The organism is Paenibacillus silvestris (assembly GCF_009882985.1).
Lineage (GTDB): Bacteria > Bacillota > Bacilli > Paenibacillales > NBRC-103111 > Paenibacillus_E > Paenibacillus_E silvestris.
Genome location: NZ_WTUZ01000005.1, coordinates 79213 through 93273 on the forward strand (window position 1 = coordinate 79213; position 14061 = coordinate 93273).

Annotated in this window: 13 protein-coding genes and 1 pseudogene; 6 read left to right on the forward strand and 8 right to left on the reverse strand. The window is 43.3% G+C overall.

Annotated features, from left to right (window positions below; genetic code table 11):
• Positions 1-984 precede the first annotated feature (984 nt).
• Together GQF01_RS02240 and GQF01_RS02245 are read right to left on the reverse strand one after the other, a co-directional pair.
• Positions 985-1401 (reverse strand): hypothetical protein, encoded by a 417-nt coding sequence (locus tag GQF01_RS02240; protein WP_161405263.1) that lies wholly within the window; start codon positions 1399-1401, stop codon positions 985-987.
• Between the two features lie 141 nt (positions 1402-1542).
• Complete coding sequence (locus tag GQF01_RS02245) at positions 1543-2298, reverse strand: SDR family NAD(P)-dependent oxidoreductase (RefSeq protein ID WP_161405264.1); 756 nt, start codon at positions 2296-2298, stop codon at positions 1543-1545.
• A 217-nt stretch (positions 2299-2515) separates the two neighbouring features.
• Here GQF01_RS02245 and GQF01_RS02250 point away from each other — a divergent pair, with 217 nt between their 5' ends.
• Complete coding sequence (locus GQF01_RS02250; RefSeq protein ID WP_161405265.1) at positions 2516-3403, forward strand: AraC family transcriptional regulator; 888 nt, start codon at positions 2516-2518, stop codon at positions 3401-3403.
• A gap of 237 nt (positions 3404-3640) precedes the next feature.
• Here the strand turns inward: GQF01_RS02250 and GQF01_RS02255 are convergent, their stop codons facing one another.
• A complete protein-coding gene (locus GQF01_RS02255) occupies positions 3641-3847 on the reverse strand; it encodes a hypothetical protein (protein ID WP_161405266.1) in 207 nt (68 codons plus the stop codon).
• On the opposite strand from GQF01_RS02255, the gene GQF01_RS37045 reads away from it, so the two are divergent.
• The 4 genes from GQF01_RS37045 (at position 3825) to GQF01_RS02275 (ending at position 7625) form a co-directional block, all read left to right on the forward strand.
• Complete coding sequence (locus GQF01_RS37045; RefSeq protein ID WP_161405267.1) at positions 3825-3992, forward strand: helix-turn-helix domain-containing protein; 168 nt, start codon at positions 3825-3827, stop codon at positions 3990-3992. The two genes, GQF01_RS02255 and GQF01_RS37045, sit on opposite strands and share 23 nt — an antisense overlap.
• A gap of 526 nt (positions 3993-4518) precedes the next feature.
• Complete coding sequence (locus tag GQF01_RS02265) at positions 4519-5976, forward strand: MFS transporter (RefSeq protein ID WP_161405268.1); 1458 nt, start codon at positions 4519-4521, stop codon at positions 5974-5976.
• A 20-nt stretch (positions 5977-5996) separates the two neighbouring features.
• Complete coding sequence (locus GQF01_RS02270; protein ID WP_161405269.1) at positions 5997-6752, forward strand: IclR family transcriptional regulator; 756 nt, start codon at positions 5997-5999, stop codon at positions 6750-6752.
• A gap of 555 nt (positions 6753-7307) precedes the next feature.
• Positions 7308-7625, forward strand: coding sequence for a hypothetical protein (locus GQF01_RS02275; protein WP_161405270.1), 318 nt, complete (start codon positions 7308-7310; stop codon positions 7623-7625).
• Between the two features lie 191 nt (positions 7626-7816).
• Here the strand turns inward: GQF01_RS02275 and GQF01_RS02280 are convergent, their stop codons facing one another.
• From GQF01_RS02280 to GQF01_RS02295, 4 genes and pseudogenes are all read right to left on the reverse strand, one after another.
• Complete coding sequence (locus tag GQF01_RS02280; protein WP_161405271.1) at positions 7817-8698, reverse strand: phosphotransferase; 882 nt, start codon at positions 8696-8698, stop codon at positions 7817-7819.
• Positions 8699-9008: 310 nt separating this feature from the next.
• Positions 9009-9146, reverse strand: a pseudogene (locus GQF01_RS37050) (amidase family protein); the annotation flags it as partial.
• Positions 9147-9333: 187 nt separating this feature from the next.
• Positions 9334-9990, reverse strand: coding sequence for an alpha/beta hydrolase (locus tag GQF01_RS02290; RefSeq protein ID WP_161405272.1), 657 nt, complete (start codon positions 9988-9990; stop codon positions 9334-9336).
• 170 nt (positions 9991-10160) lie between these two features.
• Positions 10161-10991, reverse strand: a complete 831-nt coding sequence (locus GQF01_RS02295) for an AraC family transcriptional regulator (protein ID WP_161405273.1) — start codon at positions 10989-10991, stop codon at positions 10161-10163.
• A gap of 242 nt (positions 10992-11233) precedes the next feature.
• Between GQF01_RS02295 and GQF01_RS02300 the strand changes: the two genes are divergently transcribed.
• Positions 11234-11968 (forward strand): SDR family oxidoreductase, encoded by a 735-nt coding sequence (locus GQF01_RS02300; RefSeq protein WP_161405315.1) that lies wholly within the window; start codon positions 11234-11236, stop codon positions 11966-11968.
• A gap of 139 nt (positions 11969-12107) precedes the next feature.
• On the opposite strand, the gene GQF01_RS02305 is transcribed toward GQF01_RS02300, so the two are convergent.
• Positions 12108-13874, reverse strand: a complete 1767-nt coding sequence (locus tag GQF01_RS02305) for a Rieske (2Fe-2S) protein (RefSeq protein WP_161405274.1) — start codon at positions 13872-13874, stop codon at positions 12108-12110.
• Positions 13875-14061: the final 187 nt, after the last annotated feature.

Genomic DNA, 14061 nt, shown 5'->3' on the forward strand with positions numbered 1-14061 from the left:
ACCTGTTGCACCTGCAGCGCCAGTATCGCCTGTTGCTCCTGTATCACCCGCAGCTCCTGTACTACCTGTTGCTCCAGTTTCACCCGCAAAGCCAGTACTGCCTGTAGCTCCTGTTGCACCCGCAGCTCCTGTACTGCCTGTAGCANTCCTGTTGCACCCGCAGAGCCAGTACTGCCTGTAGCCCCTGTCGCACCAGTAGCTCCAGTGATAGCTCCTAAGAGTTCAGATGAAACAAGCCGATGCGGTGCAACTAATTCACCTGAGGCCCTCTTTCCCCAAACGGAAATTTCGGTCTGTATTGCAGCAATGCCTCCTGTAGTAAAAACGAATTCAAAGCTATCAAGATTAGCAAAGTAATTTTTGGTTACCACTTGATTTGGAAAGATTTCTAAAGATTCAAGTACATATAATGTTCTTGTACCGTTTAAAACATAACCTTGAATGAGCAAAGACGAAGAATTAATAGTATCCCGATTATCAATATTGATCGTCACTTGTTGAGTTGGTCTAACTCCGTTGAAAGAACCATTATCAATAGGTCCAGTTGACAAAATGGCCATAAAAATTAAACCCTCCTATATTAACGTTCGTTACAAGCCGATGAGTAGTAACCAACTGCCCGGGTGCATTTTTCCCCCGGCAGAAATTCCAGTCTGATCTGCAGCAGTACCTCCTCTCATATAGTGATATAATTAATCTTTGCTTCTAAACTATGCATTATTTAAAGACAAGGCGTGGACTTATCCGAAACTTACCTCATTCTTACATTTATAATATTTACATACATAAAATCCTGCTAAATGTACAGAACAACAAAGTGAGCAATTCGAATTAAATTTCTACTTTGGCCGCCTACAACAAGGAATATAACCGAATAACGTTTGATATTTTCAGCTTGATCAAGAAATTATTCAAATAAAAAAGCCCTCAATCCCTTTACTTAGGGAAAGAGGGCTGATTCATTAAAGCCATGAAAATAGGATTTCATTGTTCACGGTTCTTCGGAACGTTTACCTTCAATACTATCTCTCTCACGATACCCGAATAATCCGTAACGATGTAAGTAATCGTGTATACACGTCCACCTCCGCTTCCGGATCGCTTAGCCCTCAAATCAAACGTAAGATCTGGTAGACCAAAGTCCGCATTTTGAACATCCTGCGAAGTGTTTCCATCTCCGACACCATCATCCAGTTCGTTGGAGGAGATGGATTCTAAAATAATTAACTGAATGCCAGATATCGTGTCTACTGATCTGTACGTTCCTGCTGTTACGGTTACCATTTTATGATTAGCTGGCCACAGCTCATTTTTATCCAGATTCATTTGTATCTCCGGCGCTGTTTTATCCAGTTTCACGTTTACACTCTTTAGGTCTTCCGTATTGTCTGGTATTACCATTTACGTCGATTTTATGGATCATTTTGTTATGCAATGCTGCCCTTTTCTGCCATCTAAACGGGGTTCCCATAAGTCTTGAAAATGACGATGGGACACCCTTTTTATCTCTTCCGATCGTCATTGCTCGAGTGGATAGCATTCTTAAAGCAAATGTCCGCCAGACACTTCAATGTCCTGGGCTGTAACCCAGCCGAAATCATCAGACAATAAGTTCACAATAACCTTAGCAATATCTTCGGGTTGGCCGATTCTACCAAATACAGATTGCTCAGCCAACGGCTTAATGAATTCAGGATGTTTATCGAATGCTCCATCGCCAAAATTGCTGTGCGTAGGACCAGGAGAAACGGCATTGACCCGAATTTGGCGAGGGGCAAGTTCTTTGGCGATGTAGCGAGTCCAAGTTGAGAACGCTGCTTTTAGCGATCCGTAGGCGGAGTAGCCTGGAAATGATTGGTTCCTTGATGAACTTGTGGTATTTACGATGGCCCCAGCATCATCCATGAATCCGACAAGCTGTTGTGTTAAAAAAATCGGTCCTTTGAAGTTCGTATTAAGAATCTTGTCGAAATATTCTTCGCTCATTTCAGAGAACATCATTGGCCCGCCAATTCCGCCATTATTAACTAAGTAATCAAAAGTCGTTCTGTTCCAAACTTCTTTAAGGTTCTTTTTCACTTCTAAAACGAAACCTTCGAATGATGATAGTTGAGTCAGATCCAACTTCAGTGCTAATGCCCGAACTCCACTATTCTCCTCAATTTCCTTAACGACAGCTTCCGCCCGGTCCTTATAGGAATTGTATGTGAGAATGACGCTAATTCCGCGCTTGCCAAGCCCAAGAGCCGTCGCTTTTCCAATGCCATTACTTCCACCTGTTACAATTGCAATTTTCATAAGATCTCTCCTTTTTTGTGTTCGATCTAGATTCAATTTTAGTCGTATCTGCCGAAATAATATAGATCTAATCATGCCATCTTATTGCCTAAAAACACCATTGGCCTTTTCTGTGAATCAGGATTATCCTTTATTTTCATCGCAAGGAGAGCCTAAAAGTGCCAAAACACTTCAGAGTGGTGTTGAGGAATAAGAATTCGTGTTATAAAATAAGTGTATGAATATAATCCATGATGAAATTATTGATCTAATGAAAAGTGCAGGCACTCGACCAATTGAAACCGGAGTACCAGGGCTAAGTATGATTAAGGGAGACATTCCCGCACATCAACTTGCAGCGCTCTACGAGCCCATGATTGGTTTTACGGTTCAAGGAACAAAAATTCTTTCCATCGGGGAGCGTTGCACAGACCTGAAAGGGCCATCTTATTACGTGTTACCGGTACATGTTCCTGCAACAGCGAGTGTACACTCAGATCGTGATGGCCGTCCTTACATGTCCCTTGGTCTTAGGCTGAATCAGGATGTTCTTCAGAGTTTATTAAGAGATCTCCCTGAAAATCTAATTCCAACTGCTTCCGAGCATTTCACAGCTTGTGAAATAGACAATGAATTTATGGCGGCATGGCTGCGCTTATTGCGATTATCAAAAACACCCAAAGATATTCCAGCTCTTGCACCAGCTTATGAACGTGAAATCCTTTATCGCGTTCTGATGGGACCACAAGGATGGAATCTGAGGCAATTTGGTCTGCAGGAAAGTAATTTATCTAAGATTTCCCAGATTGTAAAATGGTTTCGCGAAAATTTCATGAGACCAATAGACATCCGTGATATGGCATCAAAATCTGGTATGGCTATAAATACCTTTCACCGTCAGTTTAAAAGGGCAACCGGTTTAAGTCCTATTCAATTTCAAAAGCAATTGAGGCTTTTGGAGGCTAGAAACCTCATTGCATTTGAGGGCTATTCAGTAGCCAGTGCCGCATTTCATGTTGGCTATCAAAGTCCTTCACAATTTAATCGAGAGTACTCCCGCTTCTTCGGTTCATCTGCAGCTCGGGATACGGAGAAACTAAGACGAATCGAAAGCGCGAGTGATTAGATCATTTAAGTCGTAACCTATTCATGACGACATTGAAATGTAGGATTCAAAGTTATGTAGGCACATTTGTGTCATTGGACAGTCTCTCTGATCGAATCCGATATGTCCAAAAAAGCAACAAGCCCGCTTCTTTGCGAGCTTGTTGCCTTTTATTTCGTTGTGCTTTTACCCAAACATGATCCGTCTGGCCGTCATTCTATGGTGTATTTTAGTATACAAAACTATAATTAGGTATACTTACTGATGTTTGGGGTGTCCATTCTCCCATGACTGGCTGTCGTCCATCGTCGTCGCAGGTTCGATATACGATTCCATCTTTGAATTGGGGATGGACGTCAAGGATCCGTTCCCAGTAACCCGCTCCAAAATCGACGTTTGACCATTTACGCCCGGCTTGGCCGCATTGGCTCCATAAAACCAAATGCGGATCAATAAAGCTTGCACGCTTCTCAGTAACTCCTCTTACAGCATTGAAACAATCTCAAGCCATCTCGGCTTCTACGATACTTCTCATTTCTCCCATTATTTCAAACAAAAAATCAATATGAGTCCAACTGGATACAGAAAACATAAAAATTGGACAATATAACTGCTCACTTGACTCCTGACATTTTTTGGGTGTCGCTGGCGGATTGGTGGCTGCTATGTCTCTAAGCTTTTTTGAGAAATCCAGATGAATAAGACCGCGTTTCTCAAGTAAGTTACGCGGCTCTAACTACTAGCTAAGGCAAAAATGGGCTGTCTCTTTTTGAGACAGCCCATTTTCAGTACATTATAAAGAATTTCTCAAAATCTACCTTACGTCTTTTATTGTAAGAGGAACATAGCTACCAATTTGATTGGCGAGTATCGAACTTTCCGTCATCCGTTCAATTACCATGTCATCAATTCCATAGTCCGACAGTCTCGTAGGCGCACCAAACATAAACTAACTTCATAGCATCAGAATTACTCATAGGAATTCCAAATGAGGAATTGTGAAGATACTTGCAGGCTATAATCCGTTTGGTTGTCAAGGAATACTCGATGTCTTACTATACATCTAACGATAAAATAATGTATACTATAAATAAATTAAGTTTCTTAATAGTGAATTAATATGGAGGAATGTAAACTTGAACTTACAAAATCACTGGAGAATTTCTATCTTAACCGTATTGGCCATTGGGCCAGGTTTAATGATTAATAGCGCCTTAGTCCCCAGTCAAAGCCTTATCCAGCATTCTTTACAGCTTGGTAATAACGTGATTTTCGCTCCTACTCTTGTAGGCATCATTGCTTTTATGTTATTCATTCCGATGGGCCCTCTTCTACGACGCAGATTAGGAGTTCGAGCAACTTACTCTATTTCCATGACCCTTTTTATTATTGGCTCGCTTTGGGCTGCATTGTCCGTGAATGATCAATGGATGTCTGTAGGTAGATTTCTACAAGGGGTTGGAATGGGCGTGATGCTCATGATTATGGTTCCCATGCTTTTGCTTTCCTTCCCTATCGAGAAAAGAAATCTATCTTTGTCCGTTCTTATAGGTGGTTTTTTCGGTTCAGTCATTGCAGGTTTGTTGATTGGAAATATTGCAATTATTTATCATTATTGGAGATGGATTTTTTACTTGGGAAGTGCTTTAGCACTTGCTGGACTCATGATGAACCAAATTTTCCTGCGAAATGAGCACCATACGGAGAGTAAACAATTTAATGGGGATATATTAGGTATATCTCTGATCTTGATTTGTTCAGTTATTTCTTTGGTAACCTTAAGCCATTTCGAGCAATGGTTTGGTTCTTCGGGTAATCTCTGGGTCGTAATCGGATCCGCCTTTATTACACTGATTCTTTTTATTATTGCACAACGTAAGATTAATCATCCTGTTATATCATTTAAATTGATCATGCATCCCAAACCGTTATTAGGAATACTAATGGCTTTATTGAGCAATGTTGTCATGGCGTTAAGTCTACCGGCAGTTCAAGGATTGCTGCATATCATTTCAAGCAAACAACTCTTATCATTGTTGCCATGCATGTTTATTGGCGTAGTATTATCAGCAATAATTTGCACACTTTTTTATGATAAATTAGGGCCTGGTCTTCTTGGTCTATTAGGGTCAGCCGCAATTACTCTCGTACTGATTCAATGGTTTTATTTGAACGACTCTTATTCATTAGTAATAATGGCTTTTAATTTAATTCTCTTATCGAGCGGTCTTGGAATCACCATTGGGGCAGGCCTTACGGGCGCTGCTTTAGGAGGTCCATTGCCTGAATTGGTAAGTAGAATGACTGCCGTTCAATTTATTCGCTTTTTAGCTAATATTATAGTAATATTATTGGCTGGATGGTATTTGAACTTCGATTATTCACACAAACTTAAAGATGTTGTCCAGTCTGGCAGGATTGGTGATGAACAGAAGCAACACTCTCTATCTCTATTAATGACTTATCATGACCTTTTCTTCATTGCTTTTATCTCTGCAGCAGTCCTTGCTTGCTTGTCTATTGGACTTCATTTAACTGGAAAAGGTCATAAACTAGCACATAAGCCTCATCATGAGCATGAATTAGCTAAGTAGTTCTCGGAAAGGTGAATGATATGGCGACGGAATCTAAGGGGCATGGCATCCAATCTGTTGAATTGGGACTCGGTATTCTAAAGAAGATCTCAGAGGCAAGAAAGCCACTAACCGCAACGGAAATATCCAATTTATGCGACATTTCGAAGAGCAAGCTTCATAAATATCTCACGAGTTTTACGAGGGCAGGATTTCTTCAAAAAAACCAAGATCTCAAGTATTTGTTAGGCACTGAGCTGATTCTTCTTGGGCTCAAAGCATCTGAACAACTTGATATCCAAGATATTTGTCTCCCTTATATAACTAAGCTTAGAGAAATGCTGAATGAAACCGTCGCGCTTGCCATTTGGGGAGAAAGTGGTCCCTTCTTTATCAGATGGGAGCAAAGTAACCGAGCCATAAATTTAGGAATTAAAACTGGTTCTCGGGTGAGCGTGACTGAAAGTGCTCCAGGAAGATTATTTAGCGCTTATTTGCCAAAGGAAAAAACACAATCGCTAATATTAAATGAGCTAAAAACAAATCAAATAGATGATCTGTTACTTAAGGAGCTCAACGAGGTTAAACGCAAGGGCTTTGCTTTAACATCTGGGACCCTTGTGCCTGGAATTACGGCTGTTAGCTGTCCGGTGTTTGATCTGAATGGATCTATCTTAGCCGCATTGACGGTGGTGTCGATGAATGATGTTCTTGATATATCCGAACATTCCGATTTCATTATAAATTTAAAACAGATAGCTTTAGAACTGTCACAAGCATTAGGATTTAAACCTTAACTCCGCCAATTATAGCTTCACATTAGAGCAAACGGTACCCACTGTCAGATCGAGAAGTTGTCCAGAAAGTTAGTGAGACTCACTTGTGTTCTTGGACAACAATATGTGACTCGAATTTAAAAACCCTTACCTAAATGGTAAGGGTTTTTGTTAACCTTTTCATAGAATTGTTCTATCTTCTACGTTGTCAATGGAGTTCTCATCTAGGTATTGCTTCTAACTATCGTCTGCGTTAGGTTAACAATAGTTCAATTATTTAATTCTTAAATACGAGAATACGTTTATCCAGAAGATGCATCCAAGTAAAATATGAATACCGCTATCTTCAATATGTATCCCGCCACCACTCAGTAATATTCCCGAAAAAAAGCCAAGCACAATAGATAGTAATACTTCAAGCATCCTGCTATTCATACGCTCACTCCTTGGGAAAATGGTTTAAACTAACTCAGAAATGCAAAATTTAAATCAACATACACGTTTTGATCTGATCTTACATAAAATTTTAATATTGACTGTAGAAGGTGGAGATTCCTAATGTACGCTAGATTAAGTATGTTTAGATTAAAACCTGATGCCCCCATTTCATTCGCAGAGCAATGGGCCGAGAAAACTTACATGATCCATCGATCATTAAAGGGATTTAAAGGTATTACATTTTTTGGAGAAGAGATAACTAATGAGTTCGGTGCCATAAGTTATTGGGAAACGAAAGAGGATGCATTAGCAGCCGGTGATGCAATTGAGGTCAAAGTTTATTCTACCTTATCAAAAACTTATATCGAATCACCTCCTATGATTGCTATATATGGAGTTTATGACCTACCTAAAGGAAACGGAGAATTAATATTTTCCGGAAAATTTAACTGGTAGGAGTTATTTAAAACTGCCAGCATGAGCAAATAGGGCCGCTACACGGCAGCCCTTGTGATTAAGCTATAGTTCTCAACCTGTTAATAATTGTATCGTTGTTCCCATTAGTTGAAACCTAACTTCTCCATGAGAATAAGTAATTGATTCATTTAAAACCATTGGTATTCAATTAGCCATTTCTCCGTTAGCCCCTAATAACCTACCGATTTCTTTAAGACAGATACATTTTCCTTGAAAAATGCTTCATGATTCTTAATTCCTCTATTTTTACACCAGACTACAGCACTAAAAGCATCATAAAAATTATAAAAAGGTAATATTGTATCCAGATCTATTAGGGGACGAATAGTTGAATACCCCTCTGTGTAACGTACTCTGCTTAGAGGATTTTCTTCCCAAACATATCGGTTAATTTTAGTGAAGTCTATTTCAGAAGAGCCTCCCCTTGCACTTTCGAAGTCAATTACACCTACGATCTTGTTTTCATTTATTAGTATATTACCCGGTCGAAAGTCCATATGTACAACACATGGTCCATCAGGTTGTGGAAGTACTGAGAACGCACTTTCAAAGTGATTCATACATTTTTCAAATAGTGCTTTATCAAGAATTTCTTTACAGGGTTCTTTCAACTTTTCAAAGTTATTTTTTATGTAAAGTCTCCAATTGTTTTGATCAAGTGATTGAAACCCGTCTTTTACTTCTACACCATATTCAGACATCTTGACTTCATGAAGCTTTGCATGATGTGTGCCAATTTCAAATGCAAGTTCTTCGTTAATGACACCTGAGCAAGGAATTCCTTGAATCTCCGATAGTAGTAAGGCACCCGAGATGGTGTCATCCCCACTCCAGAAGTCTAAAACTCTTGGGACCGGTAATACTTCATTCAATTTTTCAAGCATACGAAATTCTCTATACAATTTATCCTTGTTATAAGGAATCTTAGCATATACAGAACCGCCATTAATAAGATTAAGTTTATAGACTTGCGAACTAAATGACTCAGGAACATTATCTATACTTAATACATTAAGATTAAACACTTTTATTATCATTTGTATTGGGTTCAAAATTGACCCTCCGTTACTTTATAAATGCATCAGTTAACTATTTCTTAATATTATAAGTATCCTTGCCGTCATTTTAGTAAATATCGGCAACCGTCATATCGGCTGATGTCATGTTGTGATTAACCAACGTTCGCCGAGGGAGTTCAATTGTTATCTGGAGGAGTCCGATGCTTCGTAGCTTGTTCGTAACCAAACGCAAGCTTGATTAGGATTGGTTCACTATAAGCAGCCCTGGAAAAGACAATGCCGAACGGTCCTTTCGTAATCCAGCCCTCCGATGTCGTACTCCCTACAAATGCATACCCAGCTGGGACCCGGTTGTCTCTGTTCCAATAGCTGCAGCTGCCAAGTTTGCCGCTATAGCTACGGCTGACCCTGAGCTGGATCCGCCGACAAAGAATTCCCCAGGTCCATATGGGTTCAAAGTTAGCCCGCCTCTTGAGCAGAATACCTTTGAATTCGTTCTAAATAAACGTTGATAAGATATTCTGATGTCGTATTGCCTGTCTCCATAGCTGTCTGCATACTGTCGAAATCGGCTTCAATAATCCACTTATCTAGTAGGTCTTGCATGTCTGAATTAGCATTTTGCTGTCATCTGGACAATGAAGAAGTAATGCGGTTTCGTCGAATCTTTATCGACCAAACGCCCACGCCACCATTAGCGGGAACTCTTCTCGCCACATCACATCGTCGTGCGACGCGACCCGCTCTCTCATTTCAACGTCCGCACCTGCATCGCGCAGCGCACCCGCCCACCGGGTCGCGTTCTCCAGGAAGAACGGCTCCAATGTGCCTGCTACGAGGTATGTGCGTGGTAGCGGGCTTGGCATCACGGCAGGCGGTCGGTAGCCTCCGCCTGGCGATGCGGAGAAGATCGTACCATAGATGTCCGGATGCCGAAGCCCCATGGCGAGTGAGAACTCTCCACTCGCCGACACGCCGCACACTGCGGTGCGTTTGGCGGGCAGCGCGACGCTGAAGCGCGATCGCACCCATCGGCGGACGTCTTCGACGAAGAATCTCTCATGTGCCGCGAATCGTTGCTGATCGAACGGCGGCGAGTATTCATGGATTCGCACCATCTCATCCTCATCGGACGTCCGATAGGCACCGACGATCATCGTTGGCGGAACGTCGGCGGCCTCGAGGTACCCGCCCCACTGCGAGATAAGCTGACCGTCACCAGCGAACACGACGGCCTGGGGTGGGTCCGGAGGGACATATACCGTAACCTGACGCCCACCATCATAATCAAACTTCTCTGTGACGAGCTCTCCCGCGATCTTCATTTCTCACAACTCCTGTGTACATAATTAAACTTATCACGTGTAGCGTTAAATAAAACCGCTCCAATATGCTTTCAACTATAGAACGGAAAGGCAATATGATTGCATACTTAAATAAATCAGCTAAGTGAAATCCTATTGTTCGTCTTCTTGGCCTCCGAATAAACAATTCACTAAAGTTCAAATAAAGAATCGCGCATATGATTGATATCTCTCATTGGCGGACGTCCGAATAAACGCGAATATTCCCTGTTAAACTGGGAAGGACTTTCGTAACCCACTCGAAATCCTGCCGTTGCAGCATCCAAGCCTTCCGTAAGCATCAATCGACGTGCAGATTGCAACCGAATGATCTTTTGATACTGCAGGGGGCTCATTCCCGTTACTCTTTTAAAATGCTTGTGTAAGGATGTTGGGCTCATATTTACTTGTTTCGCTAACTCTTCAATAATGAGTAGCTGAGAATAATCACGGTTGATCAGATGTATTACATTTGAAATGCCTTGTGAATAGCTACCGATCACGGCAAACTGCCTGATCAAATGCCCTTGCTCACCCTGCATCACCCTGTAAAATATCTCTCTGATAATGAGCGGAGCTAGCACCTCGATATCGGTGGGGGTATCTAAAAGATTGACGAGTCGCAGAACCGCATCTAAGAAAGGAGGGGGGGATGAATTGACCATAATGCCCCGCCCTGTCTCTCCCCTTTTCTGCAGGCTAGTTTTCTTGTTTAAATCCAAAATGACCTCTGGGCGAAGCGTTATTCCTAAGCTTAAGTACGGCATCTGCGGCGATGCATGAATAATTTTCCCAATAGCTGGCAGATGAACAGACGCAACCAAATACGTACCTGGATCGAACCTGAAGCTTTCCCCACCTAATGTGGCAGTCTTTGATCCTTGAAAAATTACGTAAAGAGACGGCAAGTTAAGAGTATGTGTCGGTTCTGATTCCTTGGATGCACGCCTGAAACAAAGTTCCGGAATCGCTGTTTCGTGCATACCATCGATAGGCGTAAACCGTGCAATTTGCCTACTAACTCGGAAACAAGATGGTTCAAGCTTAATCACAACCCTTATTCTAACAATCTGATAATAATATTCTAACGAAACGATGCAGGAATAGGCAAGAAACGCGCATGAATCATCTATCTGGGTCAATAGGATATTTCTTATACTTCAAAGTGTAAGACAATATCAGATGAAAGAAGGACTCGCCTGTGGGAACGAACGAAAATGTAACCATGTCAGGAATCAAAGATAAAGTTATCGTCATTACAGGCGCAAGTAGCGGAATTGGTGAGGCAACCGCACTTCTGCTCGCTGAGCGAGGTGCGAAAGTCGTGCTTGGGGCTCGCCGATTAGATCGCCTTGAGGCCCTTGTAGACCGCATCACGAATTTGGGCGGTGTAGCCGCCTATGCAGCCATAGACGTGAGACGTCGCGACGACTTATCCAACCTCGTTAAGTTGGCATGTGAGCGGTTTGGCAAGCTTGATGTTCTGGTCAACAATGCCGGCGTTATGCCAATTTCCCCGCTCGATGAACTGCGTGTCGAGGATTGGGAGGCGATGGTTGATGTTAACATTAAAGGCGTTCTGTATGGCATTGCCGCGGCGCTGCCTCTCTTCCGTAAGCAAGGCTCAGGGCATTTCGTCAATGTCGCTTCTACAGCAGCTTATCGCATTGTACCGAACATGGCGGTCTATGCCGGCACGAAGTTTGCCGTGCGTGCCATTTCCGAGGGTTTACGTCAGGAAGCTGGCGATAAGCTCCGCGTGACCATTATTTCGCCTGGCTCGACGCGGACGAACGCCGCGGAAACAATGACCAATCTAGAGATAAAAGCCAAGCTCGAAGAGTATCGTGAATTCGCGATGCCACCGGATGCTATCGCCAGAGCAATTGCATTTGCGATTGAGCAGCCGACCGATGTAGATGTGGGAGAGCTTGTTGTCCGTCCTACTGCGCAGGGGTGAGGTAAATCATCAAAAGCAGCAACGGACAATGGCTGTTGAATGCCGGCTGCCATTGTTGGTACTTAACTAACGAACCCGCAACAATATAATGTTGCGGGTTCTGCTATTCCTCGTTCTAATCATAATTAATGTTACATGCTCATTCCTCTTCAAACAACCGTTCACCTTTATGCAATCTCCAGGCAATTTTGGCCGTATGCGGAAGCTCGCGCGCGGTTGGCGCATGTGCTGCCAGATATCGAGTACAAGCGAGCAGCATCGTTTCTCTGGCCTTATCCGCAAAAGAGCCTGTCACTGCTAGCCAATGATTGTATTCGGCCACTGAGGCTTCATACACTTGGAAAGTATGGAATTCAGCATCCTCTCTTAGCAGCGCATGGCCAAGCGTATTAAGAAGTGCTCCAGGATCACCACTGCCATGTATGTAGTCCACAACCCATTGAGCAGCTGGCCCAACCTGTTGCCGCAAATCCAGCAAATTGAGCAGCTCCTGATGATCGCTTGGCGCGGCGGAGCCGGATGGCTTCGGCCGTGCGGCTGTTGGCACGTTTAAGAAACGGTCCAGATAAACGCTGGCCGCTCCATGAAAAATCGCCCTCTGCAGCAGCGGTTCATCAGATTGCAGCAGCCTTTCATGTACGGCGTGAGCATATGTGAACGTGTGGAGAACTGCAATCCAATCGCGAAAATCATTCTGCGTATGGAAACGAACGATCCGTTCCGCGGCCGCCAAAGCAACGATCTGAGCTAACTGCGCCGGAGCCGTACCCGAGATAAGCAGGTCGCGCAGCAAGGTGATCGTCTTTTCCGGTGTATCGCTTAGCAACTGCTGGAGCAATTGCTGCTCCATTTCCACGGAAAGAGCTGTCTGCTGCCTTGCCCCATCCGTCAGCTTCGCTTGCCCCGCATTATGCTCCAGCTTAATGATCGCTTGCTTGATCGGCTCTACGAGGTTAACCGGTGCCTGCCACTGATGCAGCTCTTCGCTCCGTGTCGGACGAGCCATCATTGGGACGAGCGAAGTTAGAATCCGCTCCTTTTGTGACACATTCGCCCACTCCAGCGCCTCAAAAGCTTTGCTATGAAAATCAAACACATGGCCGCCATCCAAGTAAAAGTGATCTGTTGCGGCAGCAAGCATCATGTCCGATAGAAGCTTCGTGTCAATTCCTTTCATAATGGCGGTCATTAGCACTTTCTCAGCGCCCTGCGTATCCCGCACCTCGATGCAGCTGCGATACCACTCAGTCAACCGTTCGAACGGCACGTCAGTCGATGGCATCGCCGACAACAAATGGCGGGTTCCTCTGCCCGAACTGCTGCGAGCAACATGAACCAGGCCTTGGTATAAGGCAAGTATTTTTCCATTCTTGTCAAGCTTATCGACGATTTGCGCCATCGCTGTGAGAATCGTAAGTCCAGCGTTCCAACCCGTTCCGTATGTCGTCCCGAATTCGATGCCAATTCGGGCGATGTCTTGCTCGGGCACGCCAGCTTCGATCAGTCCGACAACCGCTTTCGCGATAACGATACCAATATTTTGCTCGAGCCCTTCTTTCAGTCTATGCTTATATTTTTCCGCACCTTCTACCCTTCTAGAAACTGAATTTACCCAAACTTCGCCGCCATCGACGCGCACTTCATAAGATGGGACATCATCTGCCCATGGATCAAGCGTACCACCGCTGCAGACATCGAACCGGGCATGATGCCAATGGCACGTCAATATCCCGTCGCATAAGCTCCCCATATGGAGAGGAAATCCTAAATGCGGGCACCGGTTGTCCACGGCATATACTTGTTCCTCATGATAAAAGACAGCGATACCACCTCGAATAACCTTTTTGCCCACTAGTTTAAGCGCTTCCAATTCACCTGCTGAAATCCAGTTTAAACTGACATTCATCGATACAGCCTCCTTTGTTTTCAAGCTGATTGTCCTGACGCATTATAATTATTCTATCAAATTATTTGAAGGAACTGGTTAATATAATGATTTTTATTTCTAGGATTTCTCAGCCGTCCATGTCCGTGAGGCATATAAATCCCAAACCTGTGTACAATCTGCCTTCGTACAACTAATACGTGCATAA

Bases quoted from the DNA above. Each gene is read 5' to 3' on its own strand.
- GQF01_RS02245 (WP_161405264.1), bottom strand. From the start codon at position 2,298: ATGAAAATTGCAATTGTAACAGGTGGAAGTAATGGCATTGGAAAAGCG.
- GQF01_RS37045 (WP_161405267.1), top strand. From the start codon at position 3,825: ATGCGGATCAATAAAGCTTGCACGCTTCTCAGTAACTCCTCTTACAGC.
- GQF01_RS02270 (WP_161405269.1), top strand. From the start codon at position 5,997: ATGGCGACGGAATCTAAGGGGCATGGCATCCAATCTGTTGAATTGGGA.
- GQF01_RS02275 (WP_161405270.1), top strand. From the start codon at position 7,308: ATGTTTAGATTAAAACCTGATGCCCCCATTTCATTCGCAGAGCAATGG.
- GQF01_RS02290 (WP_161405272.1), bottom strand. From the start codon at position 9,990: ATGAAGATCGCGGGAGAGCTCGTCACAGAGAAGTTTGATTATGATGGT.
- GQF01_RS02305 (WP_161405274.1), bottom strand. From the start codon at position 13,874: ATGAATGTCAGTTTAAACTGGATTTCAGCAGGTGAATTGGAAGCGCTT.
- GQF01_RS02240 (WP_161405263.1), bottom strand. From the start codon at position 1,401: ATGGTAATACCAGACAATACGGAAGACCTAAAGAGTGTAAACGTGAAA.
- GQF01_RS02295 (WP_161405273.1), bottom strand. From the start codon at position 10,991: ATGCACGAAACAGCGATTCCGGAACTTTGTTTCAGGCGTGCATCCAAG.
- GQF01_RS02250 (WP_161405265.1), top strand. From the start codon at position 2,516: ATGAATATAATCCATGATGAAATTATTGATCTAATGAAAAGTGCAGGC.
- GQF01_RS02300 (WP_161405315.1), top strand. From the start codon at position 11,234: ATGTCAGGAATCAAAGATAAAGTTATCGTCATTACAGGCGCAAGTAGC.